Here is a 26811-nt window from a genome sequence, read left to right on the forward strand (position 1 = left end):
TGGGTTGATAGGCCGGATGTGGAAGCCTCGTGAGGGGTGGAGCTGACCGGTACTAATAGGCCGAGGGCTTGTCCATGTGTGCTCGCGTCCACTGTGTAGTTCTGAAACAACCAGCAACCACACACCCGTCTAGCTGTAGGGCTGGGTTGGTGTGTGGGACAGTTTCATAGTGTTTCGGTGGTCATAGCGTTAGGGAAACGCCCGGTTACATTCCGAACCCGGAAGCTAAGCCTTTCAGCGCCGATGGTACTGCAGGGGGGACCCTGTGGGAGAGTAGGACACCGCCGAACAATTTTTCAGCTCGGGTCCCCCGATTAATTCGGGGGACCCGAGCTTTTTTGCGTTCAGCACCCCTGTACGGTGAGCCCGTGCAGTACGACCTGGTGATCTTCGACAACGACGGCGTCCTGGTGGACAGCGAGCCGATCTCCAACCGCATCCTCGCGGACTGCCTCACCGCGGCCGGACACCCCACCACCTACGAGGACTCCCTCCGCGACTTCATGGGAGCCGCACCGCACCGTATCCACGATGTGGTGCGCGAGCGGTCGGGTGCGGAGTTGCCTGCCGACTTCGACGCGGCCTATCACGCGCAGGTCTTCGCCGCGTTCGAGCGGGAGCTGGAGCCGGTGGACGGCGTGGCGGTCGTCCTGGAGAAGCTGGCGGCGGAAGGGGTGCCGTACTGCCTGGCGTCGTCCGGGGGGCATGAACGGATTCGGGTCGCCCTGCGGAAGACCGGGCTGTACGCACGGTTCGGGGAGGAGCGGATCTTCTCCGCGCAGGACGTGGGGCGTGGCAAGCCGGCGCCCGACCTGTTCCTGCACGCCGCACGTGAGATGGGGGTCGCCCCCGACCGGTGTGCCGTGGTGGAGGACAGCCGGCTGGGTGTGGCGGCGGCGCTCGCGGCCAGGATGGACGTGTACGGGTACACCGCGATGACGCCGGCCGAGAAGCTCGTGGGGGCGACGGCGCTCTTCCACACCATGGCGGAGCTCCCCGGCCTGCTGTCCGGCTGACCGTTCCGGCGGCGCGGGCGGCGGCAGGCGCGGCGGTCCGCACCGCACTCGGCGAGGAATCGTTTCCCCGGCCCCTACTCATCCGTAGCTTTCGCGCTTAGCCTGCTCGCTTATGGATGTCGCTCGCCCGCAGGCCCTGCGGCAAGGCCGAGCCGCCCTCGCGGTCAGCTTCTTCGCGCAGGGCGTGCTGTTCGCGTTGCTCGTGACCCGTATCCCCGCGATCCAGGACCGCTACGGGATCAGCGACGGGCTGCTGCCGGTGTTCCTGGCGGCCGTGCCGATCCTGGCGGGCATCGGGAGCGTGCTGACCGAGCAGCTGGTGAAGCGGGTACGGCCGAGCGTGGTGCTGCGCTGGGTGCAGCCGACGGTGGGGCTGGTGCTGGCCGGCCTGGGTGCCGGGGACCGGCTGTGGGTGGCGGCGGTGACGTTGGCGCTGTTCGGGGTGTGCGTCGGCGGGCTCGACGCGTCCATGAACATGCTGGGCGTGAGCCTCCAACGGGCCTGGGGGCAGAGCATCATGCTGGGTTTCCACGCCGCCTACAGCCTGGGCGGCATCGTGGGGGCGTCACTGGCCTGGTCGGGCGCGCACTGGCACTTCGCGCTGTTCTCGCTGTACGCGCCCGCGGCGCTGGTGCTGATCCCGCTGGCACTGACCGCGAGCCGCTGGTACCGCGACCAGCAGCCCGACGACGCGGCCGTGGCCGCCGCCTCCGGTGCCCAGGGCGCCCAGGCGCCCGACGGTGCCCGTGGCGCGGCCGGTGAGGGCCTGGCGGTGCCGTACGGCCCCGAGCCGCCCGCGTCGGCGACCGCGGGCCTTCCAGCCGCGTCCGGGGTGTCCGGGGTGTCCGCCGCGTCCGACCCGGCCGGCGCGTACCCGGCCGTGCCCCGGGCCGTCCAGCAGGTCGCCATGCGGATGCTGCTGCCGCTGTGCCTGGTGATGGCGTTCGCGTACATCGGCGACTCGACGGTCTCCAACTGGAGCGCGAAGTACTTGCAGGACACCCTGCACAGTTCGGACCAGCTCTCCACGGTGCCGTACGCGGTGTACATGGTGACGACGCTGATCGGGCGGTCGGTCGGTGACCTCGGGGTGCGGCGGTTCGGGGCGGTCGCGGTAGTGCGGCTGGGCACCGTGGGGGCGGTGGCCGGGTTCGCGGTGGTGGCGGTGGCGCCGGGGCCCTGGGTGGGCATGCTCGGCTTCATGCTGCTCGGGCTCGGGTTGTGCGTGGTCGTGCCGCAGACCTTCGCCGCGGCCGGGCGGATGTTCCCCGACGCGTCGGACACGGCGATCGCACGGCTGAACATCTTCAACTACGTCGGGTTCCTGGTCGGGTCGCCGCTGGTGGGCGCGCTCGGCGACGCGTGGAGCTACCGCGGCGCCATGGTCGTACCGATGGTGCTGGTGGCGGCGACGCTGGTGTACGCGCGGTCATTCGCGGCCGGGCCCGCCGGGTACGGTGTCGGCCATGAGCGGCCGCGCACAGTTGATGTGGGATGACCAGGAGACGGCGTACGACTTCGGGGCCGGGCACCCGATGGACCCCGTGCGGCTCAAGCTGACCTGGGCCCTGGTGCGGGCGTTCGGCCTGGACGCGGGGTTGAAGGTGGTGGCGGCGCCGCCGGCCGGGGACTCGACGTTGGAACTGGTGCACCGGGCGGACTACCTGGCGGCCGTGCGCCGGGCCTCGGCGGACCCGCGGGCCGCGCAGGCCGGCGCGGAGGCGGGGTACGGGATCGGCAGCGTCGACAACCCGGCGTTCGCCGCGATGCACGACGCGTCCGCGCTGATCGCGGGGCAGTCGGTGGGTGCGGCCGAGGCGGTGTGGCGGGGCGAGGTCGAGCACGCGGTGAACTTCGCCGGCGGGCTGCACCACGCGATGCCGGGCCAGGCGGCGGGCTTCTGCGTCTACAACGACGCGGCGCTCGCGGTGGCGCGGCTGCTGGAGTTGGGCGCGGAGCGGGTGGTGTACGTGGACACGGACGTACATCACGGGGATGGCGTGCAGACGGTGTTCTGGGACGATCCGCGGGTGCTGACGATCTCGCTGCACGAGACGCCGCGCACGCTCTTCCCGTATGCCAGCGGGTGGCCGGAGGAGACCGGCGGGGCGGCGGCGGAGGGCGGCGCGGTGAACGTGGCGCTGCCGGCCGGGACCGGGGACGCGGGCTGGCTGCGGGCGTTCCACGCGGTGGTGCCGGAGTTGGTGGCGGCGTTCCGGCCGCAGGTGCTGGTGTCGCAGCACGGCGTGGACACCCATGTGGAGGACCCGCTGGCGCATCTCGCGGTGTCGCTCGACGCGCAGCGGGTGGTCGCGGAGGCGTGCCACCGGCTGGCGCACGAGCACGCGCAGGGGCGCTGGTTGGCGCTGGGCGGCGGCGGTTACGCCGTGGCGGACGTGGTGCCGCGGGCGTGGACGCATCTGGTGGCGATCGCGGCGGGGACGCCGGTCGCGCCGCAGACGCTCGTGCCGCAGGAGTGGCAGGAGCAGGCGTACGCGCTGACCCGGACGTCGGTGTCGGCGCGGATGACGGACGGGGCGGCGGCGCGCTGGACGGAGTTCGACGACGGCGGGTACGACCCGGCGTCGCGGCTGGACCAGGCGGTGCTGGCGACGCGGCGGGCGGTCTTCCCGCTGCACGGGCTGCTGCCGTAGCCGCGGTCGCGGCCCGGTGCCGGGACCCGGCGCCCCACCCGTGGGAGTGATTTCGGAGGGTTCGTCATGCGCCGGGCGCACGACGTGGGCAGGATCGGCCGGGTGGTGAGTGTGGGTGCGCTGCGCGCACATCTGGTGGCGGTGGGGCTCGCGGGCCGGGTGGGCACCGCGCGGGAGCAGAGCCTGGTGAACTACGGGCTGTTCGCGGCGCGTGATCCTCGGCAGACCTGCGGGCTGGAACCCGACGGCGAGTGGGGGCGGGCGGAGTTGCTGCGGTTGATGGCCGACCGGTGCGGGGTGTCGGCCGATCCGGGGCAGACGTCGGGGCCGGACGCGATCGATCCGGACCGCACGGTGGCGGCGCTGGACGCCTTCGCGGAACGCCTGGCACGGGCGGCGCACGACCGCGTACCCGTCCTGTTGGGCACAGGACATCCACATCGCCTCCTTGGTTTCTACGCAACTTTGGCCGCCGCTCTGTCGGCGGCCGGGTGCCAAGTGCTCACCCCGCCCTACGCTCGCTGCATGCGTATGTCCACACACTTCGGCGTACGCGCACACCGCCTCGGCTACGTCGGAGGGGTGGCTCTGGTGCGTTCGGAGGGGGCGGAGCGCGGGGCGCACACGCACTCGCCGCTGCCGGTCCGGGCGGCGCTCGCGGCGGCTGCCGAACAGACCGGGATATTGCCGAAACTGGTGGTCGGAGACCATGGATTCGTCTGCGGGGCAGGGCAGTTGGGCATCGAGGCGATCGGCCTGGGGGACTGCGACGACCCCGCGGTTTTCGTCGCGGAAGCGGAGGGCAGGGTGTCGGTGGCCGTACCACTCGACGACACCGCTCGCTCGGACTACTACCGGCCGGTCACCCGCTACGTGTTGAAGAGTGCGTGGCTCGCACAGTAGTCAACCCTTCGCAACTCCTCTTCCCCACTCGCATCATCCGCCCCTAATCTGAGGGGGAGCGCACATGCCTGTTTGGAGTCGCCGGAGGGGAAGCCGGTGGCCGTCATGTGCGGAAGGTTCAGGTGTGTCATGGCTGTAACTGAAAGTCGGCCTCTCAACGAGGTCGTGTTCCTCACCGTCGCCGAAGTCGCGGCGGTAATGAGGGTGTCGAAGATGACCGTGTACCGGCTGGTGCACAGCGGTCATCTGCCGGCGATTCGCGTGGGTCGGTCCTTCCGGGTTCCGGAGCAGGCCGTGCACGAGTACCTGCGGGAATCCTATGTGGGGGTGGAGTCTGCCTGAGCTGCCCGAGGCGGCCCGGTAACGGGCCGGTGACGGACCGCGTGGGCCTCGATTACGTTCGTCCGCTCGGGGCGGGTAGGCTTGGCCGACGTAGGTCGTGTGGGCTCGGACGCCCCGCACCGAGTGAAACCGAAGCGAGGGTTGTCGTGGGCTCTGTCATCAAGAAGCGGCGTAAGCGTATGGCGAAGAAGAAGCACCGCAAGCTTCTGAAGCGGACGCGTGTTCAGCGCCGTAACAAGAAGTAAGCGAGCTTTTTGCCGCTCTCCTGCCCCCTTCCTCCGCCTGATTCAGGGTGGTCGAAGGGGGCAGTGGCATGTACGGGGGCCGGTCGGGGCGCGGGGGCGTTTCGTCACCGTCGCGCAACAGCGGCGGGGTACGGTGACAGCATTCCCCGAGGAAGGCGCTGAACGTGGGCAAGGTGGTGCTCGTCACCGGAGTCGCGCGGCAGCTCAGCGGGCGGTTCGTCCGGCGTGTGCAGCGTGAGCCCGAGGTCGACCGGGTGGTCGCGGTCGACGCGGTGCCGCCGGAGCACGACCTGGGGGACGCGCAGTTCGTGCGGGCCGACATTCGGCAGCCGATGATCGGCAAGGTGCTGGCGCGGCACTCCGTGGACACCGTGGTGCACCTGGACGTCAGCGGCACCCCGCTGGGCTCCGGCGGCCGCACCCAGGCCAAGGAGACCAACGTCATCGGCACGATGCAGCTGCTGGGCGCGTGCCAGAAGGCGCCGACCGTCCGGCGGCTGGTGGTGAAGTCCACCACGAGCGTCTACGGTTCCGCGCCGCGCGACCCGGCGGTGTTCAGCGAGACCACCCCGGTCAAGTCGCTGCCCAGCGGCGGCTTCGCGAAGGACGCGGTCGAGGTCGAGGGGTACGTCCGCGGCTTCGCCCGGCGCCGGCCCGACGTGGCGGTGGCGGTGCTGCGGTTCGCGAACATCCTCGGCCCGCGGGCGGACACCCCGCTCGCGGAGTTCTTCGACCTGCCGGTGCTGCCCACCGTGTTCGGGTACGACCCCAGGTTGCAGTTCGTGCACGAGGACGACGTCAACGAGGTGCTGGTGGTCGCGGCCACGGAGGCGCGGCGCGGGACGCTCAACAGCGGCACGTTCAACATCGCGGGCGACGGGGTGCTGCTGCTGTCGCAGACCGCGCGGCGGCTGGGCCGTCCGACCGTGCCGGTGCTGCTGCCCGCGGTGACGTGGGTGGGCCGGATGCTGCGGACCGCGGGCGTGACGGACTTCTCCAGCGAGCAGATCCGGCTGCTCACCCACGGCCGGGTGGTCGACACCCGGCAGATGCGGGAGACGCTGGGCTTCCACGCCGCGTTCACCACTGCGGAAACGTTCCACGACTTCGCCCGCACCCGGCAGCCCGGCCTGCTGCCGCCCGCACGGGTGGCGGCCGCGGTCGACGAGGTGGCGGCCAAGGTGCGGCGTACAGAGCCGGCGCGATGACGGTGGACGTGGCGGCGGTGGACGCGGTGACGGCGGATGCGGTGGACGCGGTGACGGCGGTGGACGGCGTGGGATCGATGCGGGGGCCGGAGCGGCAGAAGGAGCGGCAGCCATGACGGACGCGAAGGTCATTCCGTTCGGGGATGACGCCCGTCGCCGCGGCAGTGGTGGCGGCAGTGGTGGCGCAGGAGCCGGGGCGCGGCGGTCGCGGAGCCGGGAGCGCAAGGCGGGCCCGCCGGGGGCGGGCCAGACGGCCGAGGGACGCGCCCAGGCGCCGCTGGCGGCCGTACCGGAGGAGGGCCCGGGGATTCCGGCGCAGGCGGACGGGTCGGAGCCGGCAGGGCCGGGGGAGGGCCCGCACGGCGGCACCGCGGCCGAGGGGTCCGCGGCCGGCACGAGCGGTGCCGGCGACTCCGGAGGCCCGGGGTCCGATCAGGGCGCACCGCTGGCCGCGGCGCTCGGCGCGGTCGCCGACCGGCTGCTCGGCGGGCCGTGGGAGCGGAAGGTCGCGGCCGGGCTGTCGTTCCTGCGCCGGCGGGTGACCGGGGACTACGACGTCGACGAGTTCGGTTTCGACGCCGACCTCACCGACCAGGTGCTGCTGTCGCTGCTGCGCCCGCTGTACGAGGGGTACTTCCGGGTCGAGGTCAAGGGCATCGAGAACATCCCCGCGGAGGGCGGCGCCCTGGTGGTGTCGAACCACTCCGGGACGCTGCCGTTCGACGCGCTGATGACCCAGGTCGCCGTGCACGACCACCACCCGGCCGGGCGGCACCTGCGGCTGCTGGCCGCGGACCTGGTGTTCGTGCTGCCGGTCATCAACGAGCTGGCGCGCAAGGCCGGGCACACCCTGGCCTGCTCGGAGGACGCGCAACTGCTGCTGGAGCGGGGCGAGGTGGTCGGGGTGATGCCCGAGGGCTTCAAGGGCCTGGGGAAGCCCTTCTCCGAGCGGTACAAGCTCCAGAGGTTCGGGCGGGGCGGGTTCGTGGCGACGGCCCTGAAGACGAAGGTGCCGATCGTGCCGTGCTCGGTGGTGGGCGCGGAGGAGATCTACCCGATGGTGGGCAACTCCCGCACGCTCTCCCGCGTCCTCGGCGTCCCGTACTTCCCGCTCACGCCGACCTTCCCCTGGCTCGGCCCGCTCGGACTGGTTCCGCTGCCGACCAAGTGGACGATCCAGTTCGGCGAGCCGATCCCCACGGAGTCGTATCCGCCGGAGGCCGCGGACGACCCGATGCTCGTCTTCAACCTGACCGACCAGGTCCGCGAGACCATCCAGCACACGCTGTACGAGCTGCTGGTGGAGCGGCGGTCGGTGTTCTTCTGAGGGCTGCCGTAGGGGAGCGCAGCCCTATGTGAGCCTGCCGCACGGAGATCGGGGGCGGGTGGTCCGGGTGGACCGTCCGCCCCCGACGCGTGCCGTGATGCGTGCCGTCAGCCCTGGTCGTCGCTGCTGGTCAGGCCGAGACCGGGGAGGAGACCGGGGAGCAGCGGGGGCAGCTCGACGGAGTGGTGCGGCGAGCTGGGGGTCTCCGTCGGGGTCGCCCCGGGGATGCCGGGGAGGGTGGGCTGCGTGTCGAGCAGCTTGCCGGAGCCGCCGATGAGACCGTCGGGAGCGCTGTCGGAGGGCGAGGGGCTGGGGCTCTGCCCGCTGTCCTCGCCTGCGGTGCCCTTCGTCGTGGTCGTCGCCGACGGGCTGCCCGAGGGACCGCTGCCGGGGATGCCGCCGTCGTGACCGGTCCCGGAGCCGTCCGCGCCGTGGGTGGCGGGTGTGCCGGGGCGGTCCTTCTGCGGCAGGGACAGCGGCGCGACCTCTGCGTCTATGGCGTCGAAGAGCGAGGTCACCTGGTCGGAGACGTCGGTGAGCTGGCTGGGCAGCTTGCCGCTCAGGTCGGCCCAGCCCTGCCGGTGGCTCTCCGCGAAGGTGTTCAGCAGCTCCATCGGCTGGAGCGAGCCGTCCTTCTGGTAGGCCGCGGTGAGCAGGCGGTGCCCCTCGGACACCTCCTGGTGCATCCCGGAGAGCGCCTTGCGCACCTCGCCGACCGACTCGCTGTCGAGCTGGCCGCCGCGCCCGCGGTCCATCAGCCGGCGGGCCTCCTGCATGCGGGTGGACGCCATGTCGAGGTAGACCTTGCCCCGGGAGGAGTCGCTGCCCGCCATGTCCAGCTTGATGTCCTCCATGCTGCGCTTGAGGCCGTAGAGGCTGTCACCGGGCAGGGCGTTGGTGCTCGCCGCCGCGACGCCGCCGAAGGCACCGGCGGCGACTCCCATGGTGAGCCCGCCGACCGCGATCCGGCGTGACAGCCGGGAGCGTGGGGCGAGCTTGCGCAGCGCGGCCGCGGGTGCTCGCCTGGGGCTCTCGCCGCGTTGCTCGGGCACCCGGGCGGTGGCGCGGAAGCTGCCGTCGGCGATGGCCTGCTCCATGGCGGCGATCAGCTGGGCGCGCTGCACCGTTTTCTGCTCGGGGTCCATCGCGGGGCGGGGCCGCCGGCCGAGCACCTCGGCGAGCGCGACCATCGAGACCTGCTCGGGGTCGGCGTGCCGGTCGGCGGCATGGGAGCCGTGCGCGCCGCCGTGGCCGCCGTGCTCGCCATGGCTGCCCGTACCGGCACCCGCGCCGGAACCGCGGGCACCGGACCCGTGGCCGTCGGCACCGCCGTCCGTACCGGTACCGGCGCCGTGCCCACCGGTGGTCTCCTCGCGGCCGCCGTCAAGCCCGGCGTCCTCGACCGCCTGGGCGAAGGCGTTCGCCCGACGGTGTGCCGTTGCCTGTCCGATCACGGGCGGCACCTCCTCTCGTCTCCACACTCGACTCCTCCCGCCGTCTGGAAGGTTGCCCTCTCCCAGGCCGTCCACCCGATCGGGTGAAAAACGGTGAGCGGCGTGCGGCGCGGAAGTGTCTGCATGTGTTGCAACGAGTGCCGGTCCGGTTGGGTTACGCAGGTCTGATGATCGGGCAGGGTGAACCGTACGCGGTGCTCATCTGGCGTCTTCGGGCAGCAGGCGGGCCAGGGTGCGCACCGCGCGGTACTGGAGCGTCTTGATGGCGCCCTCGTTCTTCCCCATCACCCGGGCGGTCTCGGCCACCGACAGGCCCTGCAGGAAGCGCAGGGTGATGCACTCCTGCTGCTGCGGGTTGAGCTTGCGGACGGCGGTGAGCAGCGCCTCGTTGGAGAGCTGTTCCAGGACCGATTCCTCGGGGCTGCGGGCCACCTCGTTGGCGTCCAGCATTTCGCCGGTGGTCACTTCGAGTCGGAACCTGCTCGACTTGAAGTGGTCGGCGACCAGGTTGCGGGCGATCGTGACCAGCCACGCGCCGAAGTCGCGGCCCTGCCAGGTGAAGGTGCCGATACGGCGCAGGGCGCGCAGAAAGGTCTCGCTGGTCAGGTCCTCGGCGGTGGCCTTGGAGCCGACCCGGTAGTAGATGTACCGGTAGACGGTGTCGCTGTAGTGGTCGTAGAGCCGCCCGAAGGCCTCGGTCTCGCCGCTCTGCGCGGCTTCGACCAGGTCCATCATGCGGCCGCTGTCGGTGTCCGACGCGGGCCGGCGGGCGTGGGCGCCCTTGTCGGCGGCGCTCTGGCCGCGCTGCGGGCTGCTGTTGCGGGTGCGTCTGCCTGCGGCGGTGCTGACTTCGGCCAGGGCGTAAGCCGAGCCGGGGACGGTGGGACCGGACGTGGCGAGGGCGGGCACGGCGAACGCGGGGACACGCGGCAACTGGTCGGAGACCAGAGCGCGCAGCGCAGCCAGGCCGGAGGTGACAACCCCGTCGTGTGGGTACACGGGACTCCCAGAGGCAGAACTTCCATCACGTGCAGTACGGGACCGTTCACCCGTCGTGGCGACGTGTGGGTACCGGAATGCGTCTGAGGAGAATAACGCTTCGTACAGGCGACGCTACACCGAGTTGTGGAATTCGCCGTTTCCGGCACTTCCTGTGCGGAATCGTGATCGACCAATTATCGAACAGGGCACCCGAGTTGACCACTTGCAGTCGTGAAGCGCTCGTGTGAAGCGCGTGTTGTGCTCGTGTCGAAGTCGGCGAAGCGAGCCGCGTGTTCGACGGAGCGAGCCATGCGGGGTGGCCGCGGTCGGCCGCGCCGGGGCGTACGCGGGCGGACCGTGAGGGGGCGGGTCGAACGAGGGCGGGTCGAACGGCGGCGGGCCGTACGGGAGCGGGGTCCGGGTCTCCGCGGTCGGGCCGGGCGGCGCGGGTTGGTGCGGTTGGTGCGGGCTCGCCGTCAGCGGTAGCGCCGGCGCACGGCCACCGCCGCCAGCACCCCACCGGTCACCGCGCCCATGCCGGCGGCCGCGGGAATCCCGATCTTCGCGGCCTTGCGCCCCGTGCGGTAGTCGCGCAGCCGCCATCCCTCGGCCCGCGCGTGCTTGCGCAGCGCGCTGTCGGGGTTGACCGCGTACGGGTGTCCGACCAGCGAGAGCATCGGGATGTCGTTGGTGGAGTCGCTGTAGGCCGCGCACCGCGACAGGTCGAGGTCCTCGGCCGTCGCCAGCGCCCGTACCGCCTCGGCCTTGGCCGGGCCGTGCAGGGGTTCGCCGACCAGCCGGCCGGTGTAGACGCCGTCGACGGACTCGGCGACGGTGCCCAGCGCCCCGGTCAGGCCGAGCCGGCGGGCGATGATCGTGGCGGTCTCCACGGGCGCGGCCGTGACCAGCCAGACCCGCTGCCCGGCGTCGAGGTGGGCCTGGGCGAGCGCGCGGGTGCCGGGCCAGATCTTGCCGGCCATGTACTCGTCGTAGATCTCCTCGCCGATGCTCATCAGCTCCTCGACCCGGTGCCCCTTGACGATGGACAGCGCGCTGTCGCGGGCGTCCTGCATGTGCTCGGGGTCCTCGGAGCCGGCCAGCCGGAAGTACGCCTGCTGCCAGGCGAACCGGAGCAGGTCGCGCTTGTCGAAGAACTTCCGCTTGTACAGCCCGCGGCCGAAGTGGAAGAGCGCGGCGCCCTGCATCACGGTGTTGTCGAGGTCGAAGAAGGCGGCGGCCCGCGGGTCGCCCGCCACCGGGAACTGCGGCTCCTCGGTTTCGGCCGCCGCGTCGCCGGACCGCGCCTCGCTGCCGAGCGCGGCCTCCGCGGCGGCCTCTCCTGCCAGCACGCTCCGCTCGGTGGCGGACTGCTTACGGGGGGTGAGCCATTTGAGAGCGGCCATGTCGCGAGCATAACCAGATCGGGGGGCGGGTCGGCTGCGGCCGGGATGCGGGCGCGTGAACGGCGCGGGACACAATGGCGGGTATGACGACGACCCCGAAGACGGTGACCTTGATCGGCAAGCCCGGCTGCCACTTGTGCGACGACGCCCGAGCCGTGATCGAGAAGGTCGCCGCGGAGACGGGCGCGGCCGTGGCCGAGCAGGACATCACCCAGGACGCCGAGTTGTACGACCGCTACTGGGAGCAGATCCCGGTGGTGCTGGTCGACGGCGAGCAGCACACCTTCTGGCGGGTCGACGAGCGGCGGCTGCGCGCGGCGCTGGCCTGAGCGGGCGCTGAGCCCGACCCCGCGCCCACCTGACCCGACCTGGCCCGACCCGGCGCTCACCTCACCTGGCGCACGGCCCCGGCCGCCCGACCCGGCGCTCGGACACGTGAATCCGTGCACGAACCCCGGGGCATTTTGAGCGGATTGCCTACGGAGCCGCGTATTCGATTACCATCAGGGGCGTTTTGTACACCCGGGGGCGATGCGTGAGGAGTGTGGGCACGTGCTTCCGGGCCGGAGTCAGGGTTCGTACGGCTATGCCGTCGTGGACTTGGAGGCGACCGGCTCGTCCTCGCACCGGCACCGGGTGGTGGAGTTGGCGGTGCTGCTGCTGGACCCGGACCTGGTGCCGCAGGGCGAGTTCACCACGCTGATCGACCCGCAGGGACCGGTCGGCCCCACCCACATCCACGGCATCGAGCCGGAGCACCTGAGCGGGGCGCCGCGGTTCTCCGCGATCGCCGCCCGGCTGCTGGCGCTGCTGCGCGGCCGGGTGCTGGTCGGCCACAACGTCGGCTGTGACCGGGCCTTTCTGGTCGCGGAGTACGCGCGGCTGGGCCTGCGGCTGCCCGCGGTGCCCGAGGTGTGCACGATGCGGATCGCGGCGGCGGCCGGCGGCGGCCCCGCGCCGTACGGGCTGTCGCTGCGGGCCCGCGCCGCCGCGATCGGGCTCACCGACTGGAGTCCGCACACCGCGCTCGGTGACGCCCGCGCCACGGCGGCGCTGCTGGCCCACCACGCCCCGCAACTGCCCGGCCTGTCCGAGCTGCTGGCGACCGCGGCCGGGCTGCGGTGGCCGGAGCCGTCCGACCTGCCGGCGGCGGCGGACGGCCTGTGGGTTCGGCGCAGCAACGATTCGGCACGGCGAACAGTGCCGAATGTCCGGCATGGGCATGCGTGATGCCCATCACTTCCGCCGGGCAAATCGGACACCATCTTTGTGCACGCGTTCACAAAGACATAGCCTGGCGTCCACGGGGCGTCCCCAAAGACCGTGGTCGCCCTCAGCCCAGCTCTACCCGCAGGAGCACCGTGGCAACTGGCCGAACACACCGACCGGCGACCCGCGGCCGAGGAATTCCCGAGGCCACCGTCGCCAGGCTTCCGCTGTATCTGCGGGCACTGACAGCACTCTCGGAGCGCTCCGTGCCCACCGTCTCCTCGGAAGAACTCGCCGCCGCCGCCGGAGTCAACTCCGCGAAGCTGCGCAAGGACTTCTCCTACCTCGGCTCCTACGGGACGCGCGGGGTCGGATACGACGTGGAGTACCTCGTCTACCAGATCAGCCGGGAACTCGGCCTCACCCAGGACTGGCCGGTCGTCATCGTCGGTATCGGCAACCTCGGCGCCGCGCTCGCCAACTACGGCGGGTTCGCCTCCCGGGGCTTCCGGGTCGCCGCGCTGCTGGACGCCGACGCGGGCCTGGCCGGGCGCCTGGTCGCGGGCCTGCCGGTGCGGCACATCGACGAACTCGAGGCGATCGTCGCGGACAACCAGGTGTCCATCGGGGTGATCGCGACCCCGGCCGGCGCCGCCCAGGAGGTCACCGACCGCCTCGTCGCGGCCGGCGTCACCTCGATCCTCAACTTCGCCCCGACCGTGCTGTCGGTGCCCGACGGGGTCGACGTGCGCAAGGTCGACCTCTCCATCGAACTGCAGATCCTCGCCTTCCACGAGCAGCGCAAGGCCGGTGAGGAACGCCAGGACCCGGACGGTGACGTACCCGCCGTGATGCCGGCATGAGCGAGCGCAGCGAGAGCACCCTCGGAAGGTGCGCCCCGGCCGCGGGCCGGCCCGAGCACAGCGGGAGGCGCGCATGAGCCTCCTTGTCGTCGGGCTGAGTCACCGCACCGCGCCGGTCAGCGTCCTCGAGCGCGCCGCGCTGCCCGAGGGCGCGCGCGCCAAGCTGCTCCAGGACACGGTGGCCTGCGAACCGGCCACCGAGGCCGCGGTGCTGGCCACCTGCAACCGCATAGAGCTGTACGCCGACGTCGACAAGTTCCACGCCGGGGTGGCCGAACTGACCACGCTGCTCGCCCAGCACAGCTCCGCCGGCCTGGACGAGCTGACCCCGCACCTGTACGTGCACTACGAGGACCGGGCCGTCCACCACCTGCTGTCGGTGGCCTGCGGGCTGGACTCCATGGTGGTCGGCGAGGGCCAGATCCTCGGCCAGATCAAGGACGCCCTCGCCCTCGGCCAGCAGCAGCACACCGCCGGCCGCCTGCTCAACGACCTGTTCCAGCAGGCGCTGCGAGTCGGCAAGCGGGCCCACTCCGAGACCGGCATCGACCGCGCCGGACAGTCCCTGGTCACCTTCGGACTGTCCCAACTGGCCCCCGCCACCGGCCCGCTCGACGGCCGCAGCGCCCTGGTGGTCGGCGCCGGATCGATGTCCTCGCTCGCCGCGGCGACCCTCGCCCGGGCCGGCGTCCGCGAGTTGGCGATCGCCAACCGCACCGTCGAACGCGCCCAGCGGCTGGCCCGCGCGCTCGCCGACCAGCACCCCGGCCTGGGCACCCGCGCCCTCACCATCGCCGACGTGCCCGACGCCGTCGCGCAGGCCGACCTCGTGGTGTCCTGCACCGGCGCCACCGGCCTGGTGCTGACCGCCGACGACCTGGGGACCGCCGTCGCCCGCCGCACCGGCGAAGGACCGCTGGCCGTACTGGACCTGGCGATGCCGCGGGACGTGGACTCGGCCGCCCACCAGCTCGACGGCCTGCACTTCGCGGACATCGAGTCGCTCGCCGCGGCCTCCGCCGACGCCCCGATGGCCGCCGACGTGGACCAGGTGCGGGCGATCGTCTCCCAGGAGGTCGCCGCCTTCGGCGCGGCCCAGCGGGCGGCCCGGATCACCCCCACCGTGGTGGCGCTGCGCGCGATGGCGGCCGACGTCGTGGCGGGTGAACTTTCCCGACTCGACGGTAGGCTGCCCGATCTGGACGACAAGCAGCGCGCCGAGATCACCCAGACGGTACGCCGTGTGGTGGACAAACTCCTGCACGCTCCGACCGTGCGGGTCAAGCAGCTTGCCGGTGAGCCCGGCGGCGCCGGGTACGCCGACGCGCTGCGTGAACTCTTCGACCTCGACCCGCAGGCGGTCGCCGCCGTCAGCCGGGCCGACACCCGGCCGCCGACCCGGGTGGCACAGAACCGAATCGAGGCGGGCAATGAGTAACCCTGCGGGGCCGGGACCGGAAACGGTGCGGCCGTCGGCCGCGGCCCCCGGACCGATCGGCGCCGGTGCCGCCACCGCGGAGGCGGGCCCGGCAACGGACCGGCCCGCGCCGGCCGCTGACGTGCGCGCGCCCCACCGCGACTCCGCCCCCGGCGGGCGACCGCTGCGGCTGGGCACCCGCCGCAGCAAGCTCGCGATGGCGCAGTCCGGCATGGTCGCCGACCAGGTACGGCAGTTGACCGGCCGGCCGGTCGAGCTCGTGGAGATCACCACCTACGGCGACGTCTCCAAGGAGAGCCTGGCCCGCATCGGCGGCACCGGGGTGTTCGTCTCCGCGCTGCGCGACGCGCTGCTCACCGGCGGGATCGACTTCGCCGTGCACAGCCTCAAGGACCTGCCCACCGCCGAGCCCGACGACCTGGTCCTGGCCGCGATCCCGGTCCGCGAGGATCCCCGCGACGCGCTGGTGGCCCGTGACGGCCTCACCTTCGCCGAGCTGCCGCCCGGCGCCAAGGTCGGCACCGGCTCGCCGCGCCGCATGGCGCAGCTCAACGCGTGGGCACGGTCACACGATCTGGACATCGAGACGGTCCCGATCCGTGGCAACGTTGACACCCGAATCGGGTACGTTACTTCAGGCACGCTCGACGCGGTCGTGCTGGCCGCCGCCGGGCTGAACCGTATCGGCAGGCTCGCCGAGGCGAGCGAGCTGATCGACACCAGCGTCAGCCTGCCCGCTCCCGGACAGGGGGCACTGGCCGTCGAGTGCGCCGCCTCCAACCAGGAGTTGGCCGCACAGCTCGCCGAACTCGACGACCCGTTCACCCGGGCCGCCGTGACCGCCGAGCGATCCCTGCTCGCCGCCCTTGAGGCCGGTTGCTCCGCCCCCGTGGGCGCGCTGGCCGACCTCGTGGCCGACGGGCAGTTTACCGAGCTGCGCCTGCGCGGCGTCGTCGGCACCACCGACGGCACCTCGCTGGTGCAGATGTCCACCACCGGTCCCGTACCGGCGTCGGACGACGAGGCGCGGGCCGTTGGCCGCGAACTCGCCGTGGCGATGCTCGCCAAGGGTGCGGCCGGTCTTATGGGGGAGCGCACATCTTGAACCCCGCCGCCGTCGCTACAACCAACCCGGCCGGCACCGCCGCCGGTCCGGCCGTACCAGCAGCCGGGCACGTGACCTTCCTCGGTGCCGGGCCCGGTGACCCGGGCCTGCTGACTCTGCGCGCCGTCGAGGCACTCGCCCTCGCCGACGTGCTCGTCGGCGCCGGACACGTGCTCGACGTCGTCCGCGGCCACGCCCGCGCCGACGTGGGCACGGCCGAACCCGCCGTCAACGGTGAGGTGTTGGACACCGCCGACGCCGCCGCTGCTGCCTCACAGCTTGTCATGTCGTCCGCGCGCACCGGTAAGCGGGTGGTACGCGCGGTGGCCGGCGACCCCGGTCTGGACGCGTCCACGGCCGAGGAGATGCTGGCCTGCGCCCACGCGGGCATCCCGTTCGAGGTCGTCCCCGGCGTCGCCGCCGCCCTCGGCGTGCCCGCGTACGCCGGCGTGCCGCTCAGCGGCGACGTCCGGTTCGTGGACGCGGCCACCGCCTCCGACCAGTGCTGGGGCGAGGTCGGCGCGAGCTCCGCGACGCTGGTGGTCTCCACCACGCTGCAGACCGTCGCCGCGGCCGCCGCCGAACTCGTCGCCGCCGGGCGCAAGCCCGACACCGCGCTGACCGTCACCGTGGCCGGCACCACCACCCGGCAGCGCACCTGGAGCGCCACCCTGGCGACCATCGCGGCCGAGCTGAAGGCGACCAAGGCGCTGCCGACGCCCGAGGGGCCGATCGCCGCGATAGCCGTGGTCGGCGAGCCCACCGCGTACCGGCGGCAGCTGTCCTGGTTCGAGACCAAGCCGCTGTTCGGCTGGCGGGTCCTGGTGCCGCGCACCAAGGAGCAGGCCGCCTCCCTGTCGGACCAGCTGCGCTCCTACGGCGCGGTCCCGCACGAGGTGCCGACCATCGCGGTCGAACCCCCGCGCACCCCGCAGCAGATGGAGCGCGCGGTCAAGGGCCTGGTCACCGGTCGCTACGAATGGATCGCGTTCACCTCGGTCAACGCGGTCAAGGCGGTCCGGGAGAAGTTCGAGGAGTACGGCCTGGACGCCCGGGCGTTCGCCGGGATAAAGGTCGCCGCCGTCGGCGAGCAGACCGCGCAGGCGCTGGTCGAGTTCGGCGTCAAGCCGGACCTGGTGCCCAGCGGTGAGCAGTCCGCCGCCGGGCTGCTGGAGGACTGGCCGCCCTACGATCCGGTCTTCGACCCGATCGACCGGGTGTTCCTGCCGCGCGCCGACATCGCCACCGAGACGCTCGTCGCCGGTCTGGTGGAACTCGGCTGGGAGGTCGACGACGTCACCGCCTACCGCACGGTGCGCGCCTCGCCCCCGCCGGCCGAGACCCGCGAGGCGATCAAGGGCGGCGGCTTCGACGCGGTGCTGTTCACCTCGTCCTCCACGGTGCGCAACCTCGTCGGGATCGCCGGCAAGCCGCACAACGTGACCGTCATCGCCTGTATCGGCCCCGCGACCGCGAAGACGGCGGAGGAGCACGGGCTGCGGGTGGACGTGATGGCTCCCGAGCCGTCCGTGCACGCGCTCGCGCAGGCGCTCGCGGAGTTCGGGCGGGCACGACGTGCCGCGGCCGAGGAGGCGGGCGATCCTGTCACGCGGCCCAGCGAGCGTCGGCCGGGTGCCCGGCGCCGCTCCCGGGTCTGACGGGACCCTCCGGGTGGATGGTCCCGTCGGTTCCGGGACCACCCACCAGTGGGCGGTCCCGGAACCGGCGTGCGGGGGCACGCCGGAGGGTCAGGGCCGCCCCGGGAGCACCGACTTTGCGTCGGGAAGAGCACCCTGCGTACGGGCGTACCGTGGAAAGCCTGGTACAGATCCGCACCCTTCTCCTGAAAGGCGGCGCAGCCGATGAGCAGCCGATACGGCGAGTTCCCTGGAGCGCGGCCCAGGCGCCTCCGGACGACCCCCGCGATGCGCCGCCTGGTTGCCGAGACACGCCTGAACCCGGCGGAGCTGATCCTCCCGATGTTCGTGCGGGAGGGCGTCAGTGAGCCGGTCGAGGTCTCCTCGATGCCGGGAGTGGTCCAGCACACCCGTGACAGCCTCCGCAAGGCCGCCGTGGAGGCGGCCACCGCCGGTGTCGGCGGGCTGATGCTCTACGGCGTGCCCGAGACCAAGGACGCGGTGGGCAGCGCCGGTACCGACCCGGACGGCATCCTCCAGCAGGCGATCCGTGACGTGGTGGCCGAGGTCGGGGACGCGGCCGTGGTGATGTCCGACCTGTGCCTGGACGAGTACACCGACCACGGCCACTGCGGCGTGCTGGACGACCAGGGCCGGGTCGACAACGACGCGACGCTGGAACGTTACGCCGAGATGGCCCGGGTGCAGGCCGACGCCGGCGTCCATGTGGTCGGCGCGTCCGGGATGATGGACGGCCAGGTCGGTGTGACGCGCGACGCACTCGACGAGATAGGCCGCCAGGACGTGGCGATCCTCGCCTACACCGCCAAGTACGCCTCCGTGTTCTACGGTCCCTTCCGCGAGGCGGTCAACTCCTCGCTCCAGGGCGACCGAAAGACGTACCAGCAGGACCCGGCGAACTTCCGGGAGTCGATGCGCGAACTGGCGCTCGACCTCGCGGAGGGCGCGGACATGGTGATGGTCAAGCCCGCGTTGCCGTATCTTGACGTGCTGAGGAAGGTCGCGGACACCGTCGACGTGCCGGTCGCGGCGTACCAGATCTCCGGTGAGTACGCGATGGTCGAGGCCGCGGCCGCGAACGGCTGGATCGACCGGGAGCGTGCGATCCTGGAGACGCTGACGTCGATCCGGCGGGCGGGTGCGAACCTGATCCTGACCTACTGGGCCACGGAAGTCGCCCAGCGGCTGTAGCGGCCGCGGTGGTCGTACGGCCCGAGCGGCCGCGGGACCGCGGCGGTCATGACGGCCGCCGGGCGCGTGTTGAGGAAAGGGGAGGGGTCCGATGAGCCGGGGCATACCCTCGTGGGCAACGGTGAGCGGGCTGACCGCTGCGGCGATGGCCGCGGTGTCGGTGCTCGCGATCCAGGCCAGCGGATCGTCCCCGAGTGGCAAGCCGACCGCCGCCGGGCCCACCCCGCACCCCACCGCGACCAAGCAGCATGCCCCGCAGGCCCCGCCGCCGGTGCCCCCGCACTCGGACACCGGCAAGCGGATCGTCTACTCGCTCTCCCAGAACCGCGTGTGGGTGGTGCCGCGCTCCGGCCCGACCTCCACCTTCCTGGTGCAGCCGGGTACGGTGCCGGCCCAGGTGGGCACCCACTACGTGACCCGCCGCAAGCCCACTGGTGTGGGTACCGACGGCACGAACATCGAGAACATCGTGTACTTCGAGTACACCGCCGAGACCTGGGTGGCCTTCTCCGCCCCGGTCAACGACAAGGTGACGGCGCCCTCCTCCTCGCTGCACACCGGCGCCATCCGTGCCCACCGCGCCGACGAGACGAAGATCTGGAACAACACGGTCATCGGGTCCACGGTCGTCGTCCTGAAGTGAGCGCGCGCCCGGCCGGCCCGCCTCAGTCCCACCAGAAGGTCCAGACCCCCTCGTCCACCAGGGACTTGGCGTAGGCGCGCAGGGTGCCGGGGCCCTGGGTGATGTTGTCCGGGCAGAAGGAGAGGTGCTCGGCGGCGACGGCCTCGGCCTCCTCGACGGTGGTCGGCGGGGCGGCGACGGTGGCGGTCAGCGTGGCGAAGCCGAGGGCGACCACGCGCAGGCCGAAACGGTCCTCCCAGGAGCGCAGCACCGCGCACAGCCGGGCGACGTCGTGCTCGTGGTTGACCGGGCCGGTCCAGCCGATGGCGGCGGGTACGTCGGCGCTCCGGCGGGCGTACACCAGGGCCGCGCGCGGGTCCCGCAGGCGGCCGGAGCCGGTGAGCGCCGCGGTGAGTTCGGCGGCGACCGCGTCGGGCCGGCCGGCGGCGGCCTCGGCGGAGGTGAGCAGCTTCGGGGCGAGGCCGGGGAAGGCGGGGCCGAACGGGGCGACCAGGTCGCGCAGTTCGTCGTCCCACTCCGCGTCCGCCGGGTCGTCGTCGCGGTCCGCGGGGCCGGCGTCCGCGTCCTCGGCCGTGTCGTCGTCGCGGTCCGCGGATACGTCTGCGTCCGCGGGTACGTCTGCGTCTGAGTCCGTGTCCGTGTCCGCGGCTTCGGCGCACAGCGGCCAGGCGTGGGCCAGGACCTCTTCGGCGTCATGGTGGCCCGGATACGACATCGCGCCGGGGTCCAACTCCCAGGTGGCGACGTCCTCCATGCCGGGTATCCCCCCGGACTCCAGCAGCACCGGCAGCAGGCCCACCGCCCGGGCCGCCGCCGGCTCCGGCCAACCGCCGGGCCCTGCCGGGGTGTCAGCGTGCCAGAGCAGCGGCTCGTGCCAGGTCCCGTCGCAGGTGGTGTCGACCAGTCGCCCCGGCGGCAGCCGCAGGCCGAGAGCGGCACCGCTGAGGTCGTCCGTGAGCCGGGGGAGGGGGTTCGGAAGCATCGCCATGCCGAGACTCTAGGACCGGGCCGCGACAGCGTCCGCACCGCGGTCCTCGGCGCCCGCCCGGGCCCGACCCGCACCGCGGTCCCCGGCGCGCACCGAGGACCGCGGGGCACGGTCCTACAGGCGCTCGGGGCTGCGGATGCCCAGCAGTTCCAGGCCCTTGCTCAGGGTGCGGCCGGTCAGTTCGCACAGCAGCAGGCGGTTCTCCACCTGCGCCGGGCCGCCGTCCGCGGTCAGCACCGGGCACTGCTCGTAGAACGTGGTGAACAGCGAGGCGAGTTGGAAGAGGTACGACGCCAGCCGGTGCGGCTCGTAGCTCTCCGCGACCTCCGCGAGGCTGTCCCCGAACGCGTCCAGGTGCAGCCCCAGCGCGCGCTCGGCCGGCTCCAGGGCCAGCTCCGGGTGGGCGACGGGCCGCTGGTCGGCGCCGGCCTTCCGGAAGATGGACCGGGTCCGGGCGTACGCGTACTGGAGGTAGACGCTGGTGTCGCCGTTGAGCGAGACCATCCGGTCCAGGTCGAAGATGTAGTCCCGGCCCAGCGAGGTGGACAGGTCGGCGTACTTGACCGCGCCGATGCCGACCTGCCGGCCGTTGTCCACGATCTCCTGCTCGGACAGGCCGATCTTCTCGCCCTTCTCCCGCACCACCGCGGTGGCCCGCTCGACGGCCTCGTCGAGCAGATCCTCCAGCTTCACGCTGGCACCGGCCCGGGTCTTGAACGGCTTGCCGTCCGCGCCCAGCACGGTGCCGAACGGGAGGTGCCGCGCCACCACGCCGTCGGTGAGCCAGCCGGCCCGCCGGGCGGTCTCGAAGACCATCCGGAAGTGCAGCGACTGCCGCACGTCCACGACGTAGAGCAGGGTGTCGGCGTGCAGGTCGCCGGTGCGGTTCCGGATCGCGGACAGGTCGGTGGCCGCGTACCCGAAGCCGCCGTCCGACTTGCGGACGATCAGCGGGACCAGCTCGCCGTCCTTGCCCTTGATGTCGTCGAAGAAGACGCACAGCGCGCCCTCCGAGCGCACCGCCACGCCGGACTTCTCCAGCAGCTCGCAGGTCTCGACCAGCATGTCGTTGTACCCGGACTCGCCGACGATGTCCTCGTCGGCGATCTCGATGTCCAGCTTGTCGTAGACCGAGAAGAAGTAGATCTTCGACTCGTCGACGAACCGCTGCCAGGTCGCCAGCGTCTCGGGGTCGCCCGCCTGGAGGTCGACCACCCGGCGCCGGCCCCGCTCCTTGAACGCCTCGTCGGCGTCGAAGAGGGCGCGCGACGCTTTGTACAGCCGGTCGAGCCGGGACATGGACGCCTCGCCCGAGTCCGCGTCGGCGCCCTCGGTGTGGTCCAGCGCGTGCGGGTGCTCCAGCAGGTACTGGATCATCATGCCGAACTGGGTGCCCCAGTCGCCGATGTGGTGGCGCCGTACCACCCGCTCGCCCGCGAACTCCAGGATCTTCACGATCGCGTCGCCGATCACCGAGGAGCGCAGGTGGCCGACGTGCATCTCCTTCGCCACATTCGGCTGTGCGTAGTCGACGACGGTGGTGCCGGGGGCGGCCTTCTCGGGCACGCCGAGCCGGTCGTCCGCCACGCGCAGGGCGAGGTTCGCGGTGATCGCGGAGTCGGGCACGCTGATGTTCAGGAAGCCGGGGCCGGAGACCTCGACCTGGCCGACCACCTCGTCGGTGGGCAGCGCGGCGAGCACGGCCGCGGCCAGCTCCCGCGGATTGGCCTTCGCCCGCTTGGCCAGACCCAGCACGCCGTTGGCCTGGAAGTCCGCCCGGTCGCTACGTCGCAGCAGCGGGTCGGCGTCGACGGCCGACGGCACCGCGGCCGCGAGGGCGGCGGAGACGCGCTGCTGGAGCGAAGCGGAGAGGGAAGCGACCGAGGCCATGGAGGTGCCGTTCCGTGTGTTGGGGAGATCGGACGTGCTACGGCGAGGTAGCAGCATCATTGTCCCATGGGCCCCGCGACCGGCTCACCCGGTTATCCACAGGCCGCACGGTCGCCGTCGGGTTATCCACAGGCGGGATTATCCGCTGGCGAGCGGAGGCGCCAGGTCTGGGAGAATGAACGTGCCGGGCCGCTCCGGCCGCCGGGGCCCAGGCCCCGGGAAAAACCATCGGAACCCCCCCAGGAAGAAGAGGACCGTGGCTGCAAGCACCGAGGCCGACTGGGTCTCCCGTTTCGCGGACGACGTCATCGCCGAGGCGGAGCGCCGCGCCCCCGGGAAACCCGTTGTCGTCGCGTCCGGGCTCAGCCCCTCCGGCCCGATCCACCTGGGAAACCTGCGGGAGGTCATGACCCCCCACCTGGTGGCCGACGAGATCCGCCGCCGCGGCATCGAGGTGCGCCACCTGATCTCCTGGGACGACTACGACCGGTACCGCAAGGTGCCCAAGGGCATCCCCGGGATCGACGACTCGTGGGCCGAGCACATCGGCAAGCCGCTGACGTCGGTGCCCGCCCCCGCCGGCTCCGCGTACCCGAACTGGGCGGAGCACTTCAAGGCCGCGATGACCGACGCGCTCGCCGTCCTCGGCGTGGAGTACGACGGCATCAGCCAGACCGCGCAGTACACCGCGGGCGCCTACCGCGACCAGGTGCTGCACGCGATGCGGCACCGCGCCGACATCGACGCCATCCTCGCGCAGTACCGCACGAAGAAGCCCGCGCCCGCCGCCAAGCAGGGCCAGAAGCCGGTGGACGACGCGGAGCTGGCAGCGGCCGAGGGCTCGGGAGCCGCCGCGGAGGACGACGGCAGCGGCACCGGTGCCGAGTACTACCCCTACAAGCCGTACTGCGCGCAGTGCGGCAAGGACCTCACCACCGTCACCGGATACGACGACGAGACCACCGAGCTGACCTACACCTGCGCCTGCGGCCACTCCGAGACGGTCCGGCTCAGCGAGTTCAACCGCGGCAAGCTGGTCTGGAAGGTCGACTGGCCGATGCGCTGGGCGTACGAAGGGGTGGTCTTCGAGCCGTCCGGCGTCGACCACTCCTCGCCCGGGTCGTCCTTCCAGGTCGGCGGGCAGATCGTCGGACCGATCTTCGGCGGGAAGCAGCCGATCGGGCCGATGTACGCGTTCGTCGGCATCTCGGGGATGGCGAAGATGTCCTCCTCCAAGGGCGGCGTGCCCACCCCGGGAGACGCGCTGAGGATCATGGAGCCGCAGATCCTGCGCTGGCTCTACGCCCGCCGCCGTCCCAACCAGTCCTTCAAGATCGCCTTCGACCAGGAGATCCAGCGGCTGTACGACGAGTGGGACGCGCTGTCCCGCAAGGTCGCCGACGGCACCGTGCTGCCCGCCGACGCCGCCGCGTACGGCCGGGCGGTCGGCACCGCCCGCGGCGAACTCCCGCACACCGTCCGCCCGCTGCCGTACCGCACCCTCGCCTCGGTCGCCGACGTGACCGCGGGCGCCGAGGCCCAGACGCTGCGCATCCTCTCCGAGCTGGACCCGGAGCACCCGCTCACCTCGCTCGACGAGGTGCGGCCCCGCTTGGACCGCGCCGAGGACTGGATCTCGACCTACGTCCCGGCCGAGCAGCGGACCGTGGTCCGCGACCAGCCGGACACCGACCGTCTCGCCGCACTCGACGACGCCGACCTCGGCGCGCTGAAGCTGCTGCTCGACGGGCTGGAGTCGCACTGGTCGCTGGACGGCCTGACCACCCTCGTCTACGCGGTGCCGAAGATCCGGGCCGGCCTCGCGCCCGACGCCAAGCCGACGCCCGAACTCAAGGTGGCCCAGCGGTCGTTCTTCGTGCTGCTCTACGAACTGCTGGTCGGCCGGGACACCGGTCCGCGGCTGCCCACCCTGCTGCTGGCCGTGGGCCAGGACCGGGTGCGTTCGCTGCTGGGCGGTGCCTGACCGGCCCCAGCGGGACAAGTGCCGGGCGGTGCCGGCCGGTGGGGGACCTGGCGTGGTCCCCGCCGGCCGGCGCCCGCCGGGATGACGTGACGGGCTGTCGAGTCCGCTTCCGGCGCTCACGGTCGGCGGCGCTCGGGGCGGGGGCCGGCCCGTCGGCCGCTATCGGGGTGCCCGCGATCCGCGAGGCGCGGCGCCGTACGCCCGGTGGCCTGGCCGCGTGCGACAACTGCGGTCGCCGAACGACGCGTTGACGTTCGACGCGCGCCGGCCGCAGGGGCTGAAGGGAAGCCGGCCGCCCGGGCGGCGTCCCGGCCCCGGACTCGTGGGGCGGCACGCCCCGGGGGACTACGGGATGTACTCGGTCTCCGCCTCGGACGTGTAGCGGTAGCGCAACTCGCGGTGCGCGGCGATGAGTTCGCGCAGCTCGGGCGCGTTGCCGCCGTATGCCTCCTCCAGCAGCCGGGCGAGCTGGCGGGCGTTGGGGAAGGTGCCATGCTCCCGCACGTACTGGCGGTAGGCGGCGAAGTAGGCGTCCTCGACCGGCACGTCGTCGGGCAGGCGCAGGGTGCCGGAGGGGTAGGTCGCGAGATCGGCCTCCGGCTCCGGTTCGGCCGCCGGCTCGGGCGCCGGGGCGGCGGTCCGCTGCTCGGCCGGGCCGGGTTCCTCGGAGCGCTGCCCGGGGAGGGAGACGCCGTTCGCCTCACCCGAACCGTTGACCGGGTTGGCGCCGTTGCCGCTGCTCATGCCGTTGACCGCGTCGCCGTCCGTGCCCACGCTGCCCAACGGGCGGGTGCGGTTGGGCCCGGCGGGCACCATCACCTGGGGCTGCGGCTGCTGGTGGGCCGGGCCCTGCCCCGGGAACTCCTCGCCGGGGAAGTCCTGCCCCGGCACCTGCTGTCCCGGCACCTGCTGCGGCATCTCCTGCGGCGCGTACGCCTGCTGCGGATCGGCGTATCCTGCCGGGCCGTAGGGGTAGGGGTACGGATGTCCCTGGGCCTGGGCGGCCTGCTGCGCGGCGAACCAGGGGCTGTCGTGCGGCGCGCCCTGCCAGTCCTGCTGGTAGGCCTGCTCCTGGAGCTGGCGTTCGTACATCTGCCGCTCGTACTCCTGCGCCTGGGCCAGTGCCAGGTCGAAGTCCTGGTCCAGCTCGCTCGCGGGGCCGGCCGGCCGCGCGGGCCGAGCCGCCACGGCCGCCACCTGGTCGCCGCTGCGCTCACCCGCCTGCTCGCCAGTGGCCTGCCCGGCGGCCGGCTCGGCAGCCTGCCCGGTGGCCGGCTCGCCCGTGGCCGGAGCGCTCGCCCCTGACGTGGCCGCCGTCAACTGCTTGGCCGCAGGCTGGAGTTCGATGCCCGCCGCCTCCAGGCCCGCGTCCGCGGTCTCGGACAGCGGTACGCCGTAGCGGGCCAGCCGCAGCGGCATGATGGCCTCGATCGGGGCCCTGCGCCGCCACGCGACGCCGTAGCGGGCGCGCAGCCGGGCGCGGTAGACCAGCCGGTCCTGCTCGCGCCGGATGACCTCTTCGTAGGAGCGCAGCTCCCACAGCTTCATCCGCCGCCACAGCCGGAAGGTCGGCACCGGGGCGAGCAGCCAGCGGGTCAGCCGCACGCCCTCCATGTGCTTGTCGGCGGTGATGTCGGCGATCCGGCCGATCGCGTGCCGGGCGGCCTCGACCGCCACCACGAACAGCACCGGGATGATCGCGTGCATGCCGACGCCGAGCGGGTCGGGCCAGGCCGCGGCGCCGTTGAAGGCGATGGTGGCCGCGGTGAGCAGCCAGGCGGTCTGCCGCAGCAGCGGGAAAGGGATGCGCAGCCACGTCAGCAGCAGGTCGAGCGAGAGCAGCACCACGATGCCGGCGTCCACGCCGATCGGGAAGACGTTCGCGAACCAGCCGAAGCCCTTGTGCAGGGCGAGCGTGCGCACAGCGGCGTACGAACCGGCGAAACCGATTCCGGCGATCACCACGGCACCGGAGACGACGATACCTATCAGTATCCGGTGAGTCCGGGTCAAACGTATCGCGGCCACCCGCGACCCTCCTGCTGGTCGGCACCTGTCCCGTGAACTGGCCGACCCAGACTGCCACATGCGGGTGGCGTCGGGAGGATCGGTTGACGCCGGAGTCGACTCGCGGTCGGACAAACGTACGGATACGGGGCCCATGAGGCCGAGTTGTTACGCGCTGCGGAGGGCGGCGGGCCGAGGCGGGCCGCGGCGGCGTTGCGGCAGCGTCGCCGCGGCGGCGTCGGAGGGGAGTCGGAAGCGGAGGGGAGTCGGAAGCGGAGGGGAGACGGAAGCGGCGTGGAAGC

The 26811-nt window shown here is 72.5% G+C and carries 23 protein-coding genes and 1 rRNA gene; 18 read left to right on the forward strand and 6 right to left on the reverse strand.

Annotated features, from left to right (window positions below; genetic code table 11):
* Positions 1-173 precede the first annotated feature (173 nt).
* The 9 genes from rrf (at position 174) to ACIPAE_RS20510 (ending at position 7695) form a co-directional block, all read left to right on the forward strand.
* Positions 174-290, forward strand: a 5S ribosomal RNA gene (rrf, locus tag ACIPAE_RS20470).
* A gap of 78 nt (positions 291-368) precedes the next feature.
* On the forward strand, positions 369-1016 hold the full coding sequence (locus ACIPAE_RS20475) for an HAD family hydrolase (protein WP_402446942.1): 648 nt from the start codon (positions 369-371) through the stop codon (positions 1014-1016).
* Positions 1017-1128: 112 nt separating this feature from the next.
* Positions 1129-2514: an MFS transporter gene (locus ACIPAE_RS20480; protein WP_402446945.1), complete on the forward strand. Its 1386-nt coding sequence runs from the start codon at positions 1129-1131 to the stop codon at positions 2512-2514.
* Positions 2483-3670 carry an acetoin utilization protein AcuC gene (locus ACIPAE_RS20485; protein WP_402446948.1) on the forward strand — a complete coding sequence of 396 codons (1188 nt, stop codon included), beginning with the start codon at positions 2483-2485 and terminating at the stop codon, positions 3668-3670. Before ACIPAE_RS20480 ends, ACIPAE_RS20485 begins: the two co-directional genes overlap by 32 nt.
* Positions 3671-3772: 102 nt before the next feature.
* Positions 3773-4573 carry a phosphatase gene (locus ACIPAE_RS20490; protein ID WP_402447354.1) on the forward strand — a complete coding sequence of 267 codons (801 nt, stop codon included), beginning with the start codon at positions 3773-3775 and terminating at the stop codon, positions 4571-4573.
* A gap of 129 nt (positions 4574-4702) precedes the next feature.
* Positions 4703-4915, forward strand: a complete 213-nt coding sequence (locus ACIPAE_RS20495; RefSeq protein ID WP_202235362.1) for a helix-turn-helix domain-containing protein — start codon at positions 4703-4705, stop codon at positions 4913-4915.
* A 146-nt stretch (positions 4916-5061) separates the two neighbouring features.
* Complete coding sequence (locus tag ACIPAE_RS20500) at positions 5062-5160, forward strand: 30S ribosomal protein bS22 (protein ID WP_003948845.1); 99 nt, start codon at positions 5062-5064, stop codon at positions 5158-5160.
* 164 nt (positions 5161-5324) lie between these two features.
* Positions 5325-6368: an NAD-dependent epimerase/dehydratase family protein gene (locus tag ACIPAE_RS20505; RefSeq protein WP_402446951.1), complete on the forward strand. Its 1044-nt coding sequence runs from the start codon at positions 5325-5327 to the stop codon at positions 6366-6368.
* A gap of 112 nt (positions 6369-6480) precedes the next feature.
* On the forward strand, positions 6481-7695 hold the full coding sequence (locus tag ACIPAE_RS20510) for a lysophospholipid acyltransferase family protein (protein WP_402446954.1): 1215 nt from the start codon (positions 6481-6483) through the stop codon (positions 7693-7695).
* Between the two features lie 107 nt (positions 7696-7802).
* On the opposite strand, the gene ACIPAE_RS20515 is transcribed toward ACIPAE_RS20510, so the two are convergent.
* The 3 genes from ACIPAE_RS20515 to ACIPAE_RS20525 all read right to left on the reverse strand — a co-directional run bounded on the left by ACIPAE_RS20515 (position 7803) and on the right by ACIPAE_RS20525 (position 11533).
* Complete coding sequence (locus tag ACIPAE_RS20515) at positions 7803-9149, reverse strand: DUF5667 domain-containing protein (RefSeq protein WP_402446957.1); 1347 nt, start codon at positions 9147-9149, stop codon at positions 7803-7805.
* Positions 9150-9347: 198 nt separating this feature from the next.
* On the reverse strand, positions 9348-10148 hold the full coding sequence (locus ACIPAE_RS20520) for an ECF subfamily RNA polymerase sigma factor, BldN family (protein WP_328467712.1): 801 nt from the start codon (positions 10146-10148) through the stop codon (positions 9348-9350).
* Positions 10149-10606: 458 nt separating this feature from the next.
* Positions 10607-11533 carry an HAD-IB family hydrolase gene (locus tag ACIPAE_RS20525; protein WP_329366055.1) on the reverse strand — a complete coding sequence of 309 codons (927 nt, stop codon included), beginning with the start codon at positions 11531-11533 and terminating at the stop codon, positions 10607-10609.
* Positions 11534-11616: 83 nt separating this feature from the next.
* On the opposite strand from ACIPAE_RS20525, the gene ACIPAE_RS20530 reads away from it, so the two are divergent.
* The 8 genes from ACIPAE_RS20530 (at position 11617) to ACIPAE_RS20565 (ending at position 19640) form a co-directional block, all read left to right on the forward strand.
* Positions 11617-11862 (forward strand): glutaredoxin family protein, encoded by a 246-nt coding sequence (locus tag ACIPAE_RS20530; protein WP_329366053.1) that lies wholly within the window; start codon positions 11617-11619, stop codon positions 11860-11862.
* A 223-nt stretch (positions 11863-12085) separates the two neighbouring features.
* Positions 12086-12763, forward strand: coding sequence for a 3'-5' exonuclease (locus tag ACIPAE_RS20535; RefSeq protein ID WP_329366050.1), 678 nt, complete (start codon positions 12086-12088; stop codon positions 12761-12763).
* Between the two features lie 131 nt (positions 12764-12894).
* Positions 12895-13605 (forward strand): redox-sensing transcriptional repressor Rex, encoded by a 711-nt coding sequence (locus tag ACIPAE_RS20540; protein WP_103887072.1) that lies wholly within the window; start codon positions 12895-12897, stop codon positions 13603-13605.
* Positions 13606-13678: 73 nt separating this feature from the next.
* Positions 13679-15043, forward strand: coding sequence for a glutamyl-tRNA reductase (locus ACIPAE_RS20545; RefSeq protein WP_402446962.1), 1365 nt, complete (start codon positions 13679-13681; stop codon positions 15041-15043).
* Positions 15036-16148, forward strand: a complete 1113-nt coding sequence (gene hemC / locus ACIPAE_RS20550; protein ID WP_402446965.1) for a hydroxymethylbilane synthase — start codon at positions 15036-15038, stop codon at positions 16146-16148. Before ACIPAE_RS20545 ends, hemC begins: the two co-directional genes overlap by 8 nt.
* Positions 16149-16219: 71 nt before the next feature.
* A complete protein-coding gene (locus ACIPAE_RS20555; protein WP_329374044.1) occupies positions 16220-17806 on the forward strand; it encodes a uroporphyrinogen-III synthase in 1587 nt (528 codons plus the stop codon).
* A 204-nt stretch (positions 17807-18010) separates the two neighbouring features.
* Positions 18011-18997 carry a porphobilinogen synthase gene (gene hemB, locus ACIPAE_RS20560; protein ID WP_329366043.1) on the forward strand — a complete coding sequence of 329 codons (987 nt, stop codon included), beginning with the start codon at positions 18011-18013 and terminating at the stop codon, positions 18995-18997.
* Between the two features lie 91 nt (positions 18998-19088).
* Entirely contained in the window at positions 19089-19640 is a 552-nt protein-coding gene (locus ACIPAE_RS20565) for a hypothetical protein (protein WP_329366041.1), read from the forward strand.
* A gap of 22 nt (positions 19641-19662) precedes the next feature.
* On the opposite strand, the gene ACIPAE_RS20570 is transcribed toward ACIPAE_RS20565, so the two are convergent.
* Complete coding sequence (locus tag ACIPAE_RS20570) at positions 19663-20628, reverse strand: DUF4253 domain-containing protein (RefSeq protein WP_402446968.1); 966 nt, start codon at positions 20626-20628, stop codon at positions 19663-19665.
* A 114-nt stretch (positions 20629-20742) separates the two neighbouring features.
* Positions 20743-22518 carry an arginine--tRNA ligase gene (gene argS, locus ACIPAE_RS20575; RefSeq protein WP_329366037.1) on the reverse strand — a complete coding sequence of 592 codons (1776 nt, stop codon included), beginning with the start codon at positions 22516-22518 and terminating at the stop codon, positions 20743-20745.
* A 256-nt stretch (positions 22519-22774) separates the two neighbouring features.
* On the opposite strand from argS, the gene lysS reads away from it, so the two are divergent.
* Positions 22775-24502 carry a lysine--tRNA ligase gene (gene lysS, locus ACIPAE_RS20580; RefSeq protein WP_402446971.1) on the forward strand — a complete coding sequence of 576 codons (1728 nt, stop codon included), beginning with the start codon at positions 22775-22777 and terminating at the stop codon, positions 24500-24502.
* A gap of 345 nt (positions 24503-24847) precedes the next feature.
* Here lysS and ACIPAE_RS20585 read toward each other — a convergent pair whose 3' ends face one another.
* Positions 24848-26530 carry a DUF2637 domain-containing protein gene (locus tag ACIPAE_RS20585; protein ID WP_402446974.1) on the reverse strand — a complete coding sequence of 561 codons (1683 nt, stop codon included), beginning with the start codon at positions 26528-26530 and terminating at the stop codon, positions 24848-24850.
* Positions 26531-26811 lie beyond the last annotated feature (281 nt).

The sequence above is a fragment of the Streptomyces sp. NPDC087270 genome (genome assembly GCF_044744625.1).
Lineage (GTDB): Bacteria > Actinomycetota > Actinomycetes > Streptomycetales > Streptomycetaceae > Actinacidiphila.

Excerpts from the sequence above, each read along its gene's own strand:
- ACIPAE_RS20565 (WP_329366041.1), top strand. The coding sequence starts at position 19,089 with ATGAGCCGGGGCATACCCTCGTGGGCAACGGTGAGCGGGCTGACCGCT.
- ACIPAE_RS20570 (WP_402446968.1), bottom strand. The coding sequence starts at position 20,628 with ATGGCGATGCTTCCGAACCCCCTCCCCCGGCTCACGGACGACCTCAGC.
- ACIPAE_RS20525 (WP_329366055.1), bottom strand. The coding sequence starts at position 11,533 with ATGGCCGCTCTCAAATGGCTCACCCCCCGTAAGCAGTCCGCCACCGAG.
- ACIPAE_RS20485 (WP_402446948.1), top strand. The coding sequence starts at position 2,483 with ATGAGCGGCCGCGCACAGTTGATGTGGGATGACCAGGAGACGGCGTAC.
- ACIPAE_RS20530 (WP_329366053.1), top strand. The coding sequence starts at position 11,617 with ATGACGACGACCCCGAAGACGGTGACCTTGATCGGCAAGCCCGGCTGC.
- argS (WP_329366037.1), bottom strand. The coding sequence starts at position 22,518 with ATGGCCTCGGTCGCTTCCCTCTCCGCTTCGCTCCAGCAGCGCGTCTCC.
- hemB (WP_329366043.1), top strand. The coding sequence starts at position 18,011 with ATGAGCAGCCGATACGGCGAGTTCCCTGGAGCGCGGCCCAGGCGCCTC.
- ACIPAE_RS20545 (WP_402446962.1), top strand. The coding sequence starts at position 13,679 with ATGAGCCTCCTTGTCGTCGGGCTGAGTCACCGCACCGCGCCGGTCAGC.
- hemC (WP_402446965.1), top strand. The coding sequence starts at position 15,036 with ATGAGTAACCCTGCGGGGCCGGGACCGGAAACGGTGCGGCCGTCGGCC.
- ACIPAE_RS20480 (WP_402446945.1), top strand. The coding sequence starts at position 1,129 with ATGGATGTCGCTCGCCCGCAGGCCCTGCGGCAAGGCCGAGCCGCCCTC.
- ACIPAE_RS20510 (WP_402446954.1), top strand. The coding sequence starts at position 6,481 with ATGACGGACGCGAAGGTCATTCCGTTCGGGGATGACGCCCGTCGCCGC.
- ACIPAE_RS20495 (WP_202235362.1), top strand. The coding sequence starts at position 4,703 with ATGGCTGTAACTGAAAGTCGGCCTCTCAACGAGGTCGTGTTCCTCACC.